The organism is Micromonospora sonchi, assembly GCF_014646235.1.
GTDB lineage: Bacteria > Actinomycetota > Actinomycetes > Mycobacteriales > Micromonosporaceae > Micromonospora > Micromonospora sonchi.
On record NZ_BMNB01000039.1, the window covers coordinates 22,548 to 40,216 of the forward strand.

General features: G+C 68.5%; 14 protein-coding genes and 1 tRNA gene. 11 read left to right on the forward strand and 4 right to left on the reverse strand.

Features of this window, described 5'->3' with window-relative positions:
* Positions 1 to 6: 6 nt before the first annotated feature.
* The 6 genes from IEY61_RS27665 (at position 7) to der (ending at position 5,874) form a co-directional block, all read left to right on the forward strand.
* Positions 7 to 930, forward strand: a complete 924-nt coding sequence (locus tag IEY61_RS27665) for a ParA family protein (protein WP_189049566.1) — start codon at positions 7 to 9, stop codon at positions 928 to 930.
* Between the two features lie 113 nt (positions 931 to 1,043).
* Complete coding sequence (locus IEY61_RS27670) at positions 1,044 to 1,994, forward strand: segregation and condensation protein A (protein WP_189049613.1); 951 nt, start codon at positions 1,044 to 1,046, stop codon at positions 1,992 to 1,994.
* Positions 1,991 to 2,884, forward strand: a complete 894-nt coding sequence (scpB, locus tag IEY61_RS27675) for an SMC-Scp complex subunit ScpB (protein ID WP_189049568.1) — start codon at positions 1,991 to 1,993, stop codon at positions 2,882 to 2,884. The genes IEY61_RS27670 and scpB overlap by 4 nt, the downstream gene beginning before the upstream one ends.
* On the forward strand, positions 2,871 to 3,641 hold the full coding sequence (locus tag IEY61_RS27680; RefSeq protein WP_189049569.1) for a pseudouridine synthase: 771 nt from the start codon (positions 2,871 to 2,873) through the stop codon (positions 3,639 to 3,641). Before scpB ends, IEY61_RS27680 begins: the two co-directional genes overlap by 14 nt.
* A 152-nt stretch (positions 3,642 to 3,793) precedes the next feature.
* Positions 3,794 to 4,474 carry a (d)CMP kinase gene (gene cmk, locus IEY61_RS27685; RefSeq protein WP_189049571.1) on the forward strand — a complete coding sequence of 227 codons (681 nt, stop codon included), beginning with the start codon at positions 3,794 to 3,796 and terminating at the stop codon, positions 4,472 to 4,474.
* Positions 4,471 to 5,874 (forward strand): ribosome biogenesis GTPase Der, encoded by a 1,404-nt coding sequence (gene der, locus IEY61_RS27690; RefSeq protein WP_444543361.1) that lies wholly within the window; start codon positions 4,471 to 4,473, stop codon positions 5,872 to 5,874. The genes cmk and der overlap by 4 nt, the downstream gene beginning before the upstream one ends.
* A 225-nt stretch (positions 5,875 to 6,099) precedes the next feature.
* Here der and IEY61_RS27695 read toward each other — a convergent pair whose 3' ends face one another.
* Together IEY61_RS27695 and IEY61_RS27700 are read right to left on the reverse strand one after the other, a co-directional pair.
* Positions 6,100 to 6,522 (reverse strand): RidA family protein, encoded by a 423-nt coding sequence (locus IEY61_RS27695; RefSeq protein ID WP_189049573.1) that lies wholly within the window; start codon positions 6,520 to 6,522, stop codon positions 6,100 to 6,102.
* Positions 6,519 to 7,352 carry an NAD(P)-dependent oxidoreductase gene (locus IEY61_RS27700; protein ID WP_189049575.1) on the reverse strand — a complete coding sequence of 278 codons (834 nt, stop codon included), beginning with the start codon at positions 7,350 to 7,352 and terminating at the stop codon, positions 6,519 to 6,521. The genes IEY61_RS27695 and IEY61_RS27700 overlap by 4 nt, the downstream gene beginning before the upstream one ends.
* Positions 7,353 to 7,432: 80 nt before the next feature.
* Between IEY61_RS27700 and IEY61_RS27705 the strand changes: the two genes are divergently transcribed.
* Positions 7,433 to 8,386 (forward strand): LysR family transcriptional regulator, encoded by a 954-nt coding sequence (locus IEY61_RS27705; RefSeq protein ID WP_189049577.1) that lies wholly within the window; start codon positions 7,433 to 7,435, stop codon positions 8,384 to 8,386.
* Positions 8,387 to 8,546: 160 nt separating this feature from the next.
* Positions 8,547 to 8,623, forward strand: a tRNA-Pro gene (locus IEY61_RS27710).
* Positions 8,624 to 9,826: 1,203 nt separating this feature from the next.
* On the opposite strand, the gene IEY61_RS27715 is transcribed toward IEY61_RS27710, so the two are convergent.
* Positions 9,827 to 11,359: a relaxase/mobilization nuclease domain-containing protein gene (locus IEY61_RS27715; protein ID WP_229706492.1), complete on the reverse strand. Its 1,533-nt coding sequence runs from the start codon at positions 11,357 to 11,359 to the stop codon at positions 9,827 to 9,829.
* Positions 11,272 to 11,724, reverse strand: coding sequence for a hypothetical protein (locus IEY61_RS27720; protein WP_189049579.1), 453 nt, complete (start codon positions 11,722 to 11,724; stop codon positions 11,272 to 11,274). The genes IEY61_RS27715 and IEY61_RS27720 overlap by 88 nt, the downstream gene beginning before the upstream one ends.
* 751 nt (positions 11,725 to 12,475) lie before the next feature.
* Between IEY61_RS27720 and IEY61_RS27725 the strand changes: the two genes are divergently transcribed.
* The 3 genes from IEY61_RS27725 to IEY61_RS27735 all read left to right on the forward strand — a co-directional run bounded on the left by IEY61_RS27725 (position 12,476) and on the right by IEY61_RS27735 (position 17,587).
* A complete protein-coding gene (locus tag IEY61_RS27725) occupies positions 12,476 to 12,988 on the forward strand; it encodes a hypothetical protein (RefSeq protein ID WP_189049581.1) in 513 nt (170 codons plus the stop codon).
* Between the two features lie 880 nt (positions 12,989 to 13,868).
* A complete protein-coding gene (locus IEY61_RS27730; RefSeq protein ID WP_229706493.1) occupies positions 13,869 to 14,165 on the forward strand; it encodes a trypco2 family protein in 297 nt (98 codons plus the stop codon).
* A gap of 29 nt (positions 14,166 to 14,194) precedes the next feature.
* The gene (locus IEY61_RS27735; RefSeq protein WP_189049583.1) at positions 14,195 to 17,587 is read left to right on the forward strand and encodes a tetratricopeptide repeat protein; all 3,393 of its coding nucleotides are present in this window, start codon (positions 14,195 to 14,197) and stop codon (positions 17,585 to 17,587) included.
* Positions 17,588 to 17,669: the final 82 nt, after the last annotated feature.

The window sequence follows — 17,669 nt, forward strand, 5'->3', positions numbered from 1 at the left end:
GAGGACATGGCTGGCAACGGTGACCGTGCCGAGACCTGGACGTCGGAGCTCCGTGAGCAGCAGAATTCCCTCAGCGCCGACCTCGGCCCGGCCGACCCGGCGGCCTACACGACGCGCAAGCCGATCCCCGAGCCGATGCCGACCGACCGGCACGGCCCGGCCCGGATCATCGCGATGGCCAACCAGAAGGGCGGGGTCGGCAAGACCACCACGACCATCAATCTCGGTGCCGCGCTGGCCGAGTACGGCCGCAAGGTGCTCCTGGTCGACTTCGACCCACAGGGCGCGCTCTCGGTCGGGCTGGGGGTCAACCCGCACAATCTGGACCTGTCGGTGTACAACCTGCTGATGCAGGACGACGTCACCGCCGACGACGTGCTGATCAAGACCGATGTCGCCGGTCTGCACCTGCTACCGGCCAACATCGACCTCTCCGCCGCCGAAATACAGCTGGTCAACGAGGTGGCCCGGGAGATGGCCCTGGCCCGGGTGCTCAAGAGCATCCGCAAGGAGTACGACTACGTCCTGATCGACTGCCAGCCCTCGCTCGGCCTGCTGGCGATCAACGCGTTGACCGTGGCGCACGGCGTACTCATCCCACTGGAGTGCGAGTTCTTCAGCCTGCGCGGTGTGGCCCTGCTGCTGGACACCATCGACAAGGTGCGCGAGCGGCTCAACTTCGACCTGGAGCTCGAGGGCATCCTCGCCACCATGTACGACAGCCGCACCACCCACTGCCGGCAGGTGCTCCAGCGGGTGGTGGAGGCCTTCGGCGACAAGGTCTACCAGACGGTGATCACCAAGACGGTGAAGTTCCCCGAGTCCACCGTCGCCGGCGCCCCGATCACCACCCTCGACCCGGCCTCCTCCGGCGCCCGCAACTACCGTCAGCTGGCGCGCGAGGTGATCGCCGCCCAGGCGGCGCGGTAGGCCGGTAACCCCTGGTGACCAGGCCGTGGACTACGGTCGTCGGTGTGAGCGCGCCGCCCCCCGACCCGTCCGCCGCGGCGGGCGACCCGCCCCCGGTGGCTGACCCCGCCGGTATGCCGGCGGAAGCCGTCGGGGCGGAGGCGGGCGCGGCGGCGGAGGCGGGCGCGGCCGTCGAGGGCGACGTGACGGCGGACGGTGCGGAGCTGGCGGACGGCGGCAGGTTCACCGTGCGGCTGGCCAACTTCACCGGCCCGTTCGACCTGTTGCTGCAACTGATCGGCAAACACAAGCTCGACGTCACCGAGGTCGCGCTGCATCAGGTGACCGACGAGTTCATCGCGTACATCCGGGCGATGGGCGACGACTGGGACCTGGACGAGGCGAGTGAGTTCCTGCTGATCGCCGCCACCCTGCTGGACCTGAAGGCGGCCCGGCTGCTGCCTGCCGCCGAGGTGGAGAACGAGGAGGACCTCGCCCTGCTGGAGGCGCGGGACCTGCTCTTCGCCCGGCTGTTGCAGTACAAGGCGTACAAGGAAGCGGCGGCGCACATCGCCGCGCTGGAGGAGGTCGGGGGACGCCGCTACCCGCGGGCGGTCACCCTGGAGCCCCGCTACGCCGAGGCGCTGCCGGACCTCGTGCTCGGCATCGGCCCGCAGCGGCTGCTCAAGCTGGCGGTCAGGGCGATGACTCCGAAGCCGGTGCCCGAGGTCTCCATCGCCCACGTGCACATGGTCCGGGTCAGCGTTCGGGAACACGCGGGGGTCATCGCCGAACGGCTGCGTCGGGTCGGCACCGCCACCTTCTCGCTGCTCTGTGCCGACTGCGAGGCCACCCTGGAGGTGGTCGCCCGGTTCCTCGCCCTGCTGGAGCTGTACCGGCAGGGTGTGGTGGCCTTCGTCCAGGAGCAGGCGTTGGAGGAGTTGACCGTACGCTGGACCGGTCCCGCCGACGGCGGCCCGGCCCTGACCGTCGACGAGTACGCCGGCACCCCCGCCGAGCCGAGCCCGGCCGCCGGAACCGGTGCGGGTGGCACGGCAACAACCGAGGAGCAGCAGGCCGGATGAGCAACGAGGAACGCCCGCAGTCCCTGGCCGACCAGGCCGCTGCCTGGATCCCCCCGTGGCAGCGCCCCGCCCCGCCCACCGACGCCGACGCCGACGCCGTGGATCGTGGTGCGAAGGTGCCCTCGCAGGGGCGCGCCGAGCCCACGATCTCCGAGACGGTCGATCCGCAGGAGGTCGATGCGCAGGCTGCCGATCCGCAGGAGGGCGCGGGGGCAGCTGGAGGGCAGGTCGCCGAGGCGGGCCCAGGGCAGGTCGAGGCGGCGCAGGCGGGCGCCGCCGAGGCGCCGGCGCGTAAGCAGCGGGCGGGGCGTGGCAGGCCGGTGCCGGAGCCGGCGCCGGTGCTCGACGACGCGGAGCTGCGCGGCGCGCTGGAGGCGATCCTGCTGGTGGTGGACGAGCCGGTCAGTGAGTTGACCCTGGCCCAGGTGCTCGAACAGCCCGCCGAGCGGGTCGGCCCGATGCTCGACGACATTGCGGCCGGCTACACCGCCGCCGGGCACGGGTTCGAGCTGCGCCGTGCCGCCGGCGGTTGGCGTCTCTACACCCGCCCGGAATACGCCGGCTACGTCGAACGGTTCGTGCTGGAGGGGCAGTCGGTCCGGCTCACCCAGGCCGCGCTGGAGACCCTGGCGGTGGTGGCGTACAAGCAGCCGGTGACCCGCTCGCGGATCTCCGCCATCCGGGGTGTCAACTGCGACGGGGTCATCCGTACCCTGGTCTCCCGTGGCCTGGTCGAGGAGTGCGGCACGGAAGCCGACAGCGGTGCGTACCTGTACCGCACCACCGTCCTGTTCCTGGAGAAGCTCGGCCTGAACAGCCTCGACGACCTGCCGCCACTGGCCCCGTTCCTTCCCGACGACGTAGAAGAGCTCGCCGATGCCACGAGATAACCGCACCCCGTCCCCGGACGCGCCCGTCTACACCGGCGCCGAACGCCTGCAGAAGGTGCTCGCCGCCGCCGGTGTCGGCTCCCGGCGCGCCTGCGAGGACCTGATCTTCCGGCGGCGGGTGACAGTCAACGGGCGCATCGCGCAGCTCGGCGACAAGGTCGACCCGACCACGGCGGTCATCCACGTCGACGGCGAGCGGCTGCAGGCCGACACGCGGCTGGTGTACCTGGCGATGAACAAGCCGCGTGGGGTGGTTTCCACGATGGCCGACGAGAAGGGCCGCACCGCGCTGGGCGATTTCCTCGGCAGCCGGGTCGAACAGCGCGTCTACCACGTCGGGCGGCTCGACGCGGACAGCGAGGGCCTGTTGCTGCTCACCAACGACGGGACCCTGGCGCACCGGCTGATGCATCCCTCCTACGGGGTGCCGAAGACGTACCTGTGTGAGGTGGCCGGGCCGATCCCGCGTAACCTCGGCAAGCGGCTGGCCGCCGGCGTGGAGCTGGAGGACGGCCCGGCGACCGCCGACGCGTTCCGGGTGGTGGACACGCTGGGGCGTACCGCCCAGGTGGAGCTGACCCTGCACGAAGGGCGCAAACACCTGGTGCGGCGGCTGCTGGCCGAGGTCGGGCATCCGGTGAGCCGGCTGGTGCGTACCTCCATCGGGCCGATCCGGCTGGGCGACCTGCGCGCCGGGCGCACCCGGCGCCTGACCAACGCGGAGGTCGCCGCCCTGTTCAAGGCCGTGGGTGACTGACCACGCGGTCGCGGGTACGGCTGAGGGTAGGCTCCCTGACGGTCCGGCCCGGCGGCGACGCCGCGGCGCCGGGCATGATGGGACACGGGTGGGAAACCGCTCGCGGCCGCCGATGACGGCGGATCGTGAGGTACGGGCTGAGGAGGACGACGGTGGAGGAAAACGTACCGGCCGGGCGCTGCGTGGTCGCTGTGGACGGGCCGTCCGGTTCGGGTAAGTCCACCGTCTCCCGACGGCTCGCCACGAGCGTGGGCGCCCGGTACCTGGACACCGGCGCGATGTACCGGGCGATCACCTGGGCGGTGCTGCGTTCCGGCGTCGACCTGACCGACGCGGAGGCGGTGGCCAAGGTGGCCGGCGAGGTCGACCTGCGCCTCGGCACCGACCCCGCGGGCTACGGCGTGACCGCCGACGGGGTGAGCGTGGAGGCCGAGATCCGCGGGCCCGAGGTGACCGCCGCGGTCTCCGCCGTGGCGGCCGTGCCGGCGGTACGCGCCCTGCTGGTCGCCCGGCAGCGGGAGATGATCGCCAACGCGGGGCGGATCGTGGTCGAGGGCCGCGACATCGGCGCCGTGGTGGCCCCCGACGCCGACCTGAAGGTCTACCTCACCGCCTCGGCGGCGGCGCGCGCCACGCGGCGCAGCGCCGAGGACGCCTCCGACGTGGCGGCCACCGCCGCCGACCTGGCCCGCCGCGACCGGCTGGACTCGACCCGCAAGGCCGACCCGCTCGCCCAGGCGCCCGACGCCGTGGAGCTGGACACCACCGAGTTGGGCATCGACGAGGTCGTGGCGCGGCTGCGTGAGCTGCTCGCCGATCGGGGAGTGGCGTGATCGACGACGACGGTTGGGTGGAGCTTCGCGAGCCGGACCTGGACACCGAGGAGCCGACCGGCCCGCAGCCGGTGGTGGCCGTGGTCGGCCGGCCCAACGTCGGCAAGTCCACACTGGTCAACCGGATCATCGGCCGCCGTCAGGCGGTGGTGGAGGACGTACCCGGGGTGACCCGGGACCGGATCCCGTACGACGCGCAGTGGTCCGGCCGGGCGTTCACCGTGGTGGACACCGGCGGCTGGGAGCCGGACGCGAAGGACCGGGCGGCGGCGATCGCCGCGCAGGCCGAGGCGGCCGTGGCCACCGCCGACGTGGTGCTGTTCGTGGTCGACGCGACCGTCGGCTCCACCGACGTCGACGAGGCGGCGGTGAAGATGCTGCGCCGCAGCGCCAAGCCGGTGATCCTGGTGGCCAACAAGGCCGACAACACCAGCGTCGAGGTGGAGGCCACCTCCCTCTGGTCGCTCGGTCTCGGCGAGCCGTACCCGGTCTCGGCGCTGCACGGTCGCGGCTCCGGTGACCTGCTCGACGTCATCCTGGCGGCGCTGCCCGAGGCGCCGAAGATCATGGAGAACCGCCCGCGCGGGCCCCGCCGAGTGGCCCTGGTGGGCCGGCCGAACGTCGGCAAGTCCAGCCTGCTGAACCGCTTCTCCGGCGAGGAACGGGCAGTGGTCGACGCGGTCGCCGGCACCACCGTCGACCCGGTGGACAGCCTGGTCTCCATCGGCGGCGAGACCTGGCACCTGGTGGACACCGCCGGCCTGCGCAAGCGGGTGGGCAGGGCCAGCGGCACCGAGTACTACGCCAGCCTGCGGACCGCCTCGGCGATCGAGGCGGCCGAGGTGGCCGTGGTGCTGCTCGACGCCAGCGAGCCGATCAGCGAGCAGGACCAGCGGATCCTGTCCATGGTCACCGAGGCGGGTCGGGCGTTGGTGATCGTCTTCAACAAGTGGGACCTGGTCGACGCGGATCGCCGGTACTACCTGGACAAGGAGATCGAGCGGGAACTACGTCGGATCCCGTGGGCGATCCGCCTGAACCTGTCGGCGAAGACCGGCCGGGCCGTGGACAAGCTCGCCGCCGCCCTGGACCGGGCGCTGGCCAGCTGGGAGACGCGGGTGCCCACCGCGCAGCTCAACGCGTGGCTCACCGCCCTGGTGCAGGCCACCCCGCACCCGGTCCGTGGAGGACGGGCACCGCGGATCCTGTTCGCCACCCAGGCGGGCGTGGCTCCGCCGCGCTTCGTGCTCTTCACCACCGGTCCGCTGGACGCCGGCTACCAGCGCTTCGTCGAGCGCAAGCTGCGCGAGGAGTTTGGCTTCGAGGGCACTCCGATCGAGATTTCGGTACGCCCGCGCAAGAACGTCGGCCCCGGCGGCCGGGGCAAGGCACACGGCTGATCGTCGTTCCCGGGCAGGGCCGGGGTGGACACCGCTCCGCCCCGGCCCCTGCCCGTCTGCATGTCCACCTTCGGTCCGGCCCCGTCTCCCTGAATCGGCCCTCGGCTGTGCCCCCGGCTCGGGCCCTGCCCCGACTCCCGAACCTATCTTCCTAGGATGCTCTAGCGGTGGTGGGGGTCACCATCTTGGACCGATCTGAGACGGCGTGCTGCCCCGAGCCGTGCCTCAGGTCGTGGCCCGCACCGCCGCCGTGATTTCGATCTCCAGGACCGCACCGGGAAGGAAGAGCCGACTCACCTCGACGGTCGTGCTGGCCGGGGAGGCGATGTTTCCGCCAGCGGGAAACAGGCTGCGACGTACCGCCCCGTAGGCGGGCAGGTCGTCCAGGCTGGTCATGAAAGTGCGGATGTGCAGGATGTCGGCGAAGGCCGCGCCGTGCGCAGCGAGGACCTCGCGAATGATCTCGAAGATGCGCACCGCCTGCGCGCCGGCGTCGCCAGGTGCCACGACCTCGCCGGCGTCGTCCACGGCGACCTGCCCGGCGAGCATCAGCAGCGCACCGCCCTCAACATCCAGGCGGGCCACATGAGCGAAGCGGTCACCGAACGGCGCGGCGACGGTCGGCGGGTTGTCCAGCGTCAGGTTCATCGATTCTCCACGGTGAAGAGGGATGACACGTCCGCGCCCTGGTCGGCAGCGGCGTCGAGCAGGTGCAGCGCGGCGACCGCCACCGGGGTGGCCGGCGTCACCGGGGTGGCTGGCGCCGCGCGGAGCGCCAGCCGGCCGTCCTTCGCGGCGAGGGCGATCGCGAAGGATGCGCCGGTCGCGGTCGCGCGCCGGACCGCGCCGCCCAGCGGCCCGGCGGCGAGAGCATCGAGCGCCACCGCCCGGTCGACGCCGAGTCCGTCGGCGACGGCGAGCGTGTCGTGCAATGCGCCGAGCGCGGTGACCAACGCCGTGTTGACCACGAGCTTCAGGGCCGCCCCGGCGCCGACGGGACCGCAGCGGCGGATGCTGCCCAGCTGCCGCAGCACGGGCTCGGCGAGATCCACGAAGGCAGCCGGTCCGCCAGCGAGGATCGTCAGTTTTCCGGCCGTCGCGGCGTCGATGCTGCCGCCCACGGGGGCGTCGAGAAACGACACCGAGGCGGGAAGACGTGCGGCTATCCGGTTCACCTCGTCGGGTGCGATCGTGGACATCTGCACCACGATCGCTCCCGGCCGCAGGGCCGCCAGGGTGGCGTCGACGCCGAACAGCGTGGCCTCGACCGCTGCGGCGTCCGTCAGCAAGGTGAGCACCAGATCGGCCTCGGCCACCGCAGCGGCCGGTGTCGCGGCGACGTCGGCTCCCGCCGCGGCCAGCATCCTTGTTCTGGCGGGGGTGCGGTTCCACACAGTGACCCGGTTGCCGCCCGCCAACAGCCGGCGCGCGACCGCCGTGCCCATCCGCCCGGCACCCAGCACTGCGATGTCAGTCATAGCGGGAACGTTAGGGCCGCTTCGGGCATGCGACTAACGAATGTCTCGCATCCCTGCCATGCGTCACTAGCATGCCGAGGGTGGAGACCCAACTTCTGGAGGTGTTCCGGGCCGTCGCGCGCCACGGCTCGATCACCGCCGCCGCCCGCCAGCTGCGCTTCACCCAATCGGCCGTGTCGAGGCAGATCGCCGCCCTGGAAGCGGACATCGGGACACGACTGTTCGACCGACTACCGCGGGGCGTGACGCTCAGCGAAGAAGGGCGCATCCTGTTGCCGCACGCGGAGGCGCTACTCGACCGGCTCGCGGCCGCCCGACGAGACCTCGACGAACTACGCGGCCTGGGCAGCGGCCGGCTGCGCGTCGGCGCGTTCCCCACCGCCGTCGCGGCACTGGTGCCCCGTGCCCTCGCGTCGTTCCGCACCGCGTACCCGCAGGTTGCGTTGTCGCTGGTGGAGGGGATGACTCCGGCACTCCTGGATCGCCTGACCGCCGGCGAGGCCGACGTCGCCGTGGTGAGCGCGTCACCGACGGCCCAGACCTCATCCGCCGGGCAGGTTGACGCCCTCGCGGCGGGTACGTCGCCGGCTCTGCAGATCGATCCCGCGCGCTTCGACCTGCACCATCTGGTCGACGAGCGACTGCTGGTCGCGGTCTCGCACGACCACCGGCTCGCCCGCCGGCGCACGGTGCGGCTGGCGGAACTGGCCGACGACCCGTTCATCGTGGGCTCGGCGACCGACGAGGAGAACCTGCTGCGGGCCAGCGTGCCCAGCGGCTTCCAACCGCGCGTCGACATCGTCGCCGCAGAATGGACCGGCAAACTCGGCTGTGTCGCGGCCGGGCTCGGCGTGGCCCTCGTTCCAGCCCTGGCCGTACGGGGAACACCCGCCGACATCACGTTGCTGAGCCTGCACCCCAGCGACGAGTCCATCCGGCGGATCTTCGCCGCCACCGTCGTCGGACGGTCCCGGCCGCCTTCGGTCAGCCGATTCCTCACTCACCTTCAGCAGGCCGCACGCGCATTCGGCTGAGCTCGTGGCCGAGCAGGACGCGGCGACCTCAAGATCGCCTGCGCCTGGCGAGTGTCCGGCTTGTCGGTGCGGTCGTTCGTCCGCCAGAGGGGCCTGTGCGACGCGGGACAGATCCTGCGCTAAGCTGTACCGGCCGCCGCGGGAGACCTTGCGGCGGCATCGGGACGTGGCGCAGTTTGGTAGCGCACTTGACTGGGGGTCAAGGGGTCGTCGGTTCGAATCCGGCCGTCCCGACCAGAAGTTGCAGGTCAGAGCCGGTTTCCTGGAGATCAGGGGACCGGCTCTTGATCGTTTGTTGCTCATTTGTTGCTCGTCCTGAGCCTCAGTTGCTGACACGTACCGGCACGGCGGATACCCAGGCGGATCAACCGATCTAGGTTGGCCGGGCGTGCTGCGGCCGATCGTGTTCAAACGGGTCTGGCGCAAGGAGCCACGAGGCTGGGTGGTCCTCGTGTCTGGCCGGCAGCGCGGTCGAGCGCTGCGTGTGCTGCGGCCGTGCCGGAATCGCCGCGCAAGGAGCAGGTTGGCCTCCCCTCGAGGATGCACCGGTGCCCGAAGCCGGTTCGTCACGTACACCAAGCGGGCTACCGGCGAAAAGACGCCGAGATCGAGAGCTCTGGCCAGAGCTGCAACACCCTTGAGACCCGGAGCCGACGCAGGTTTGCCTGCTGAGTGGTCGTGGCGTCCCTGGTAGGGGCGATGAGGACGAGCGCCCATCCCACGTCCAGGCGGTGACGCTGCCAGTTGCGATCCCTGGTAGGGGCAATGAGGACAGGACGGCTTCTCGTGCGGCCTGTGGGTGGTCGCCGCGTTGCGCTCCCTGGTAGGGGCGATAAGGACTCGACGCCGACCGAACCAACGGCGACGAGGGCGACATGTTGCGATCCCTGGTAGTAGGGGCGATGAGGACCACCTCCCACCGGCCGGACCCGTCCATGTGCTGCTGTTGCGATCCCTGGTAGGGGCGATGAGGACCGCGACCCCAACCGGACCGCCGTCCGGACCTACCTGTTGCGATCCCTGGTAGGGGCGATGAGGACACGGCATGGCGGAGATCGGCAAGCCGTACGTGTGGGGGTTGCGATCCCTGGTAGGGGCGATGAGGACCCCAGCCTTAAGTCCCTGGTCACGGGCCCTCTGACTGGCCAGTCGCGTACTCAATTTGCAGCGAACCTCCGGTAGTGCAATCTACCCCGGCGTGTCGCCGCAACCGCCAAGATCACAAAATGTCCGAGGGCGCAGGTTGAGACCGCCCCCACTCCTGCCGCTGGCCGTTCGTGCCGGGCGGGAACGTGTAAACAAGCATCCTGCCGTACGAGGCGTCGATCAACTTGCCAACGGCAGGCGTACCGAGCGGCCGAGTTGCATGTCGCGCTTCGACCATCTGTATTCAGCAGGCTGACCGCAATCTTTATCAACCGAGGCCAAGCCGTATTGGTTCTAGACCGCGCGACCCTTGGGATAGCCCTGTCTTGGCGGCGTCGGGGGAGGTGCGGCGGTGCGTTGGACTGCTGGCAGAGAACGGGAGGCCTCCGTGATTGCGCGGAGGCTTTCTGCGGCTTGTCGAGCTGCCTGAGCCTGATGAATTCTCTTCTGGGCATCGCGAAGGTTGGCCAGGTTGTCCGCGATCATCGACAGGCGTAGGACGAGTTGCAGAGCGGCGACGGCGTCGTCTTCGTTGGTGAGCCGGCCAACCGTCGAGATGAGTCTGGACATGGATCGGAGTTGGATGGTCGCCGGGTGAAGACGGCCGGGGTGGCGCCAGTGTGTCTCGCGTGCCGCCCGGTCGAAGGTTTCGGAGGCGTTGGTGAGCGGCCCGCCTTTACGGCCTTCGAACGCGCGCGCTGTTGATGCCAAGACATCGGCTGCGGCTTCGGCGAGGGCAGCGATGCCGTCCTCGTCGGTGTCTCGCTGAGCAGCGAGGTGATGGGCGCCCTCGTCTGCGGCTGCCGTCGCCTGGCGGAAAACGGTGCTCCGGTACTGGTGCCGCGGACGCCCTGGGTCCTGTGCGTTGACGCGCGGCATTGTGCCGGGGCCGGGTTCCCAACGTCGCCGTAGCTGCGGGAGGGTGAGGTCTGGGGCGAGTCTGCCACCGCCGTACCAGACGGTGTCGCCGGTGCTGGTGCGGTGGTCGGGCAGGCCGACGGCGTAGCCGGTGACCTCGTCCGGGTGGATGGTGCTGTACCGGAGCCGTACGAGGACACCGGCGGCCTGGAGCCGGCTGATGAAGTCGTTTTCGTCGGTGGCGGCGGCTGCGGTTGCGCGTACCTCGCGGCGGAGTCTGTCCCGGGGGATTTCGGGGCGGCGTTGGCGGCGGGTCTTGTTCTGTTCTGCGGCGGTGGGCCGGCGGTGGCTGGTGCGGTCGACTGGGCCGACCTGGTGGAGGCCGTAGCGTTGTTCGAGGTCGCGGGCAGCGGTTTGGGCTTTGAGGCGTTCGTTCCAGGCCCAGACGGTGGCGCCGTCCTGGCGGACGAGGGTGGCGACGATGTGAATGTGGTCGTGGGCGTGGCGGACCGCTACCCAGCGCACTGCGTCCGGGTCGCCGTGCGGCGCAATGCCGACGGCGGCGACCATCTCGGTGGCGATGTGGGCCCATTGACTGTCGCTGAGGATCCGGTCGGTGATGTGGTTGCGGACCGAGGCGTGCCAGACGAATTTCTGCGGAGGGTTCCTGCCGGCGCGGACCGGCTGTTCGAGCAGGCGAGCCAAGTTACGAACATCGTGGCGGCCGGATGGGCGCAGTGGGGGTGCGAGGGACGACAGATAATCAGGTCCGGACCAGGCGGCGACGAGGCGAGGGTTGACGTGTTCCTCGTTCTTGCCGGGACCGAACAGGTAGCGAAGCAAGCCGCTGATGTTCGTGCCGCGAGGGTGGATGGCGGGGATCAGCGCAGCCTCTGGTGGATATCGGCCACGACGGCGTCGAGGCTGTCGATCGCCCGTTCGCACCGTTTGACGGCGTGGTTGAGCCACAGCGGCGCCTCGCCGGTGGCGTTGAGCGCTGCGGTCGCCTGGTTGAGGTTGGTGCCAGTCCGCACGACCGCGGTGCGGGCGGCGAACAGTTCCCGCTGTACGGCGGCAAGCTCTGCTCGGGTGACGCCGGTGCCGGTGATCAGGCTGCCGGGGGCGGTGGTGCCCCTGGCGGCGGCGAGCGCGGCGTTGGCGCAGAATCCGGTGGGGGTCAGGCCGGTGCGGACAGCTGCGGTGACGATGTCGCGGTGCTCGGTGTCGTCGAGCCGGAGGTTGATCCGGTGCTGTCGACCAGGGAACCGGTGACGGCGGTCAGCGCCCCGGGGTTTCGGCGCGCCCGGGGTAGTCGATCGCGTCTGGGAGTTCATCGCTGGCCGCCTCCACTCGCCGGTCCCTGCGGTTGGACCGAACTTGCGGCGACGGGGTTACCGGAAGCGCTACGGGTAGCGGGCTGGTGCAGCAGCAGAGGAGGGTAGTCCAGTTCCGCTTCCGGTTTGACTCCCGCCGACGCAGGCCGTCGCGATGCCTGCTGTACGCCTTTTTTGCATCCCATTGTGGATGCGGCTCGGCCGATGTCCTGCTGCTGCTCGATGCATCTGAGTTAAGGTTTCTGCCATTCGTTTTGCCCACTGACCCCGCAGGGTCGGTGGACTTCGGTTGCTGGACGTGTCGGCCGCGCTCGGTCGACACGTCCGGTGACCGGTACTACAACTTGCTCCCGCCAGCTGCTCCGCCGCTTTAAGCGTCCGCTCGCAGGAGCGTACGGACGTGACGTGTCGCATCCGCGCGAAACTCTGCGAGTATCCGGGAAAGTCTGCGGGTGATCTGGATCGCCGACGAACTGCTGGCGCTCACCCAGCCCGGCACGAACCACCTACCGCGACCAACGCGGATACAGCGGCCCAGCATCCCCAAGACCAACCAGCACAGCATCGACCGGCATGATCTTTATGTCGGCGGTGAGACTGACATCATGCCCAGCAGCCTCACCGAGATGCTCGACGAGCTGGCCGCAGGGAGGGCGACGCCGCCATGCCGAACTGGCTGCGTTCCGCAGCGGACTACTGACTCGCCTGGCGCTAGGCGGCACTCGACGGGTCGCGATGGCAGAATGATCATGTGTTTGACTTCGGCATCGCCGGCTACCGGCCGCACTGGCTGCACGGGCTGAAGACGGTCAGTACCGCGCACGGTCGTCGCCTTGCTGGCCTTGCCGGCCGAACCTTGCGCCACGTCTGGCTGGTCTGGGATCTCGGCGCCGACGAATGGTTCGCCGACTGCCCTGTCCTACTTGACTTCGGAGGCGAGCAGGTCGAGGTCAACCATCAGAAGACCGACGATCTGTCGATCACCTTCAGCAGCATTGACCCGCATCAGCCCCTCACCTGGCCGACCTCCGATGACTTCCAACTTGCCTGGCGGCCGGAACCGATCGTGCAGCTCGAAGAACTCCGCGGACAAGAGCTGCGCCACGCGAGCCTTCTCCAATGGGCCGACGGCACCATGGCCGACGGCAGCGTCGCCCTCGGGTTCGCTTTTGCAGCAGGACACTTGACGGTCTACAACGCGCTCGACGAGAACGGCTTCCTCTTCGGCGCACCAGGCCGGGACTGGCGCGAGCACGTCCTCTGAACGCGAGAAGGCGAGTCAGAGGACCTACCTCCGCGGCGTCTTGTCGCCTCCGATCAGGATTTTCGCCTCGGTCATCCGCAACCTTCCGGCGGACCCGGCATGACAGCCCCTGTCTGATTGAGGGCCGCAAGGGGCAGACGTTAACTGCGAATGATCTTGTGGACTGGTGATCACATCCTTGAGTATCCGCAGCTCAGGTCCGACCCTATCGGTTCTCTCCGAGCTTTTCAGTAACCATCGCCTGTGACCTGGGCTGTGAAATCTCTCGGTGAGCCCGTACGCCGGGATTTCAGCCACTCAACTTTTCAGTACGCACACCGCCAGCTCGTTGCTGGTCGAGGGGCCACCAACCAGCAATGCCGGCGGTGACAGCGCAATCTGTCACCGCTGGCGCAGGTGTTTCATGGGTTCGGTCAGCTGCTGCGGTCTCCGTGCGGCTCACGGAGTCGGCGGCGGTCGAAGACCCGGGCCGCTGCGCTGAAGAGCCGCGCACAGCGAAGGCCGTACCAGTCAGGCGCCCTCGGTGAGCCGCTTCGTTGGCGTTCGCTCGTCTCGTCGTGGGCCGCCTGGTCACCGCGGCGGCGCACAGCCAGATGACTGGCGCATGGCGCGCACTCATCATGGATGTATATGCCCAGGCGGCAAGCCAGGCGCATAGGCGACCTATGAACGGTGGGCTGCCGACGGGCGGTTGGCCCAGGCTGGGCAGGCGACGCGTGTCGGCTACCAGACATGGTTACACCTGGGGCAGCAAGGACATTCGCATTAAGGTTGAGATCCCTCGATCTTCCACGTCGCGACAGCACCACTAGAGCGGCCCCCGGTGGCCCTCCGCTGTCCCCTCGGGTTGGGTCGACCACCGGGAACCGCGGAGGAGCCCTTGCAAAAGATTGGCCTGGCCGACGCGATTACGGCCCTACGCGAGGAGCTGACAGCAGCTATCGAGGCGGCAGGGACGGAAAAACTCCGTTTCAAGGTCGGCGAGATGAGCGTCGAGTTTGAGATCGCCGTTGAACGCACGTCGGGTGGGCGTGGTGGGCTGAAGTTCTGGGTCGTCGAGGCGGGAGGGGAACACACCCGCACCGGTAGTCATACCCACCGGATCACCGTGCCGCTCACACCAATACGCGCCGACGGGCGTCCGGTTCTCACTGGAGAGCACCAACTGCCGGGCTAGAGGCTGCAGTGTTCGATCATCGACGCGCGGTGGAGGTTCTCGCCATCCCGAAGGTGGGGGATGTTGTACCGGGATACGGGTCGGGATACAGCATCGGCGGGGGCTTCGTGCTCACGTGTGCGCACATCCTGCCGCCAGACATTGCTACCTACGACGTAGTCCTGCGCGATACGGCCGGCCGCCGACTACCTTCGTCCCCCGCGTGGGTGAGCCGAGCGGTCGACTTGGCGATTCTGCGGCTGGCCGATCCGGCGGCACTACCGGAGTCCATGGTGCCGATCCGGGCCCTCCCTTCGGACACCGGCGCCGCCCGCGTCGACTTCACGATGTACGGCTGGCCACGCGCTGGTGACATCGCCGGAGGGCCAGAAGCACTCCGTCGGGAGCCGGTGCAGGTCCACGGGGAGATCCGGCTTGCCGAGTTCGCCGGCTCGAAAACCGGGCTGCTCCGACTCCGGCCCGACGAACGCTACCCATCGCTGGACGACGGAAGCTACTGGCAGGGGATGTCGGGAGCGGCCGTCTTCTGCCACCACGCGGTGGTCGCGGTACAAGTATCGCAGCCACAACAATCACTCCCTGGCTATCTGAGCGCACGGCCACTGCTGCCTGACGCGCTTGCCGCGTCCGGTATGGACGGCTTCTCAGGCCTGGAACTACTCTCAAATGCTGGCAACCCGATCGATTTAAATGCCATCTGTGATGACCTTTCTGGAGAGCGGCAGCGCCATCAGAACACCCTGTTCGGCGCATGGGCGCCGGAGCCCCCTCCCCAACCCGCCGATCCCCTCCCCTCCTGGTGGCTGAATCCGCGCAACCACGCCGTCCGGTTCATTCACCCGCCCCAGTTCGAGGAGATGCTTCACTGGTGCACGGACGACATTGCTGAATCCCCGCCCGTCCGGTTGCTTTACGCGCCTGGGGGGACCGGAAAGACGCGGTTCGCTATTGAACTTGCTGCAACTCTCCAAGGGTACGGTTGGGTCGCCGGCGTCATCTCAGATGAAGATGCCCTCGGCAGCTTTACGCGTCACCTAAGGCCCGCAACCGAGGACGGCATGCGCGTTTTCGCGGCCATTGACTATGCAGAGACAGGCATTGACCTGCTGAGAGATCTACTGACGAGGCTCGCGGCACTCCGGTCGGTGCTGGTACGCGTTCTATTGCTCGCACGCTCCCACGGACGTTGGTGGGACGGCTTCGCGATCGGGGCTAGCGCCCACAACATGATGAACCCTGAGCCGTTCTCGCTGACCACCGTTGACCTGAATAATGCCGGCGATATTTTCCGTACCGCCTACGCCGAATTTCGCTACAAACTGCTTGGCGACCATGGCTCGCAGTGTCCCGACCCTCCCGAACTACCCCGTCCGCGGATCCTCGACCTGCACGCCGCCGCTTTGGCACATGTCCTAGACGAACGCGCAGGCGAGACGCCAAGGCAGGTTAGCCCACTGGAGTCGGTACTTGCTCATGAACGAAATTACTGGCGCCTCGCACTACTTCAGGAGGGAATGAAGCCCTATCCTCGACACAGGAGACTCCTCGACCGCTTGCTTGCAACACCCACACTGCATCCGGCACGCACATTCGACGACGCACGCGATGCCGTCAAGAAAGTGATAGGGCCTCAGTCCCTGGCCTCGTCCGCAGACGATCTCACCCGGCTCTTGGCGGTGCTCTATCCAGCAGACGACGGCAAACATTACTGGCAAGCGATCGTGCCCGACCGCCTCGGCGAGGCGCTGGTGGCCCACACCATCATATCGGCTGACACCACGGACAATGCTGCTCGAGAATTCATCGAACTCTTCAAGAATGCTAGCGAAGAAACAGCGATTCACGCGCTCACCGTCCTATCGCGCGTCGCAGGCTTCAGCGATCGGGCGTCATCGGCTGCCGAGTCGTCCGTCCCAGCAGTGACGGAGATTATCCGGCAACTACTCGAGCAAGCGCCAGCCCCGTTCCTACCGGCCGCCGTAGTGGTCGCCGAATCGATCGGCCGCCCCTCGGAGCTGTCGGAACTCGCTGCCGACGCAACGCGCCCGGTCGAACTGCACGTATTGGATCGTACGGCGAAGCACCTTCCGCCGTTCCACACAGGTCTCCTCGATTTGGCCGTCAGGGTGGAGCGGGAGCGGGCCGCACGCTTGGAGCGGTACGTCGACGAGACTGAGGGGGGTATCGCCGGAGCGGACCGCGTGCGTCTGGCCATCGTCTTGAATAACCTCGCGCTGCGCCTCGCCGCCGTGGGCAGGCATACCGAGGCTTATGCCCAAGCCGGCCGATCGTTACGGATAAGCGCGGACGCAGCTGGTGTCCCCGACGTGCAGTTGCTGGCCGCAAAAGCGGCGGCCTTAGACACGCAGGCTCGACTGTCGGCCGCCACAGGCATCCACGATCAGGCAGTCCAAACCGCTGAGCAAGCGGTCGCCATCTACCGGGCTTTGAGCGCCGAGGACCCAGCGACCTGGGTGCCCCACCTGGTAACAACACTCCATAACCTGGGTGTGCAGCAGGCTTCGTCCGGCCTGCGCCGTGATGCGTTGGCCGCGATCGAGGAAGCAACACTGCTGTACTGTCAGCTCTCGGCCAGCTCTTCAGTTTGGAAGGGGGAGCTAATCTCCGCCCTCAACTCCCTCGGGGATCTGCTTGCCCAACTAGGACTTTCGGCGGAGGCTCTGACGATCTCCGTCGAGGCAGAACGGCTCGCTCGTGTAAGCGCGGAGGAGAGTCCAGCGGTATGGCTGCCGGACCACGCTAACGCCCTCAATTGGCTGAGTATCCGCCTTGCGGCGCTGGAACGGTACGACCAAGCCGCGGCAGCCAGCTCGGAGTCTGTCGAGCTTTATCGGCGGCTAGTGGATGTGAACCCAGCCGTCTGGCGTGGAGAACTGGCCACGGCGCTGAACAACCTGGCCCTGCGGCAAAGCGACCTGAACCAGCACATTCTTGCGTTGCAGAGTGCTCGCGAGGCCGTCGACATTCGTCGAACGCTCTTGGCGCATAGCGATACAGCTGCAGAACTTTGGCTCATCCAGTCGTTGGGTAACCTAGCAAACTGCCTCGCCGCCCTCCAACGACACGAAGACGCCCTCGTCGTCGTTGATGAGGCCATCGCACTGTGCAGGAGGCGACGCCACCCCCGATACGACGCCGGGGCCGTCGACCTGGCAATGCTGCTGGCGAACCAGAGTGTGTACCTGGCGGCCCTACATCGGCAGCGGGAGGCAACGTCCGTAGTCATGGACGCCTTGCACACCTACCGGGCGGCGACCCGAGGCAGAGGGGAGTGGTCGCCGGAGCTGACGGTACTGCTGCGGATAGCTGGTCACCGGCAGCGCGAGCGGGGCTTCTTGGAAGAATCGAAGGCCCTACTCGACCGGTCGGAGCGCCTGGAGGCGGGGTACGTGGATGAGTGACTCCAAAGGCCGACGTCGGCAGCCGAAAGAGTCCTTCGAGGATGCCAGTTCCACAGCTCCCGAGCCAAAAAGTGGTCATGTC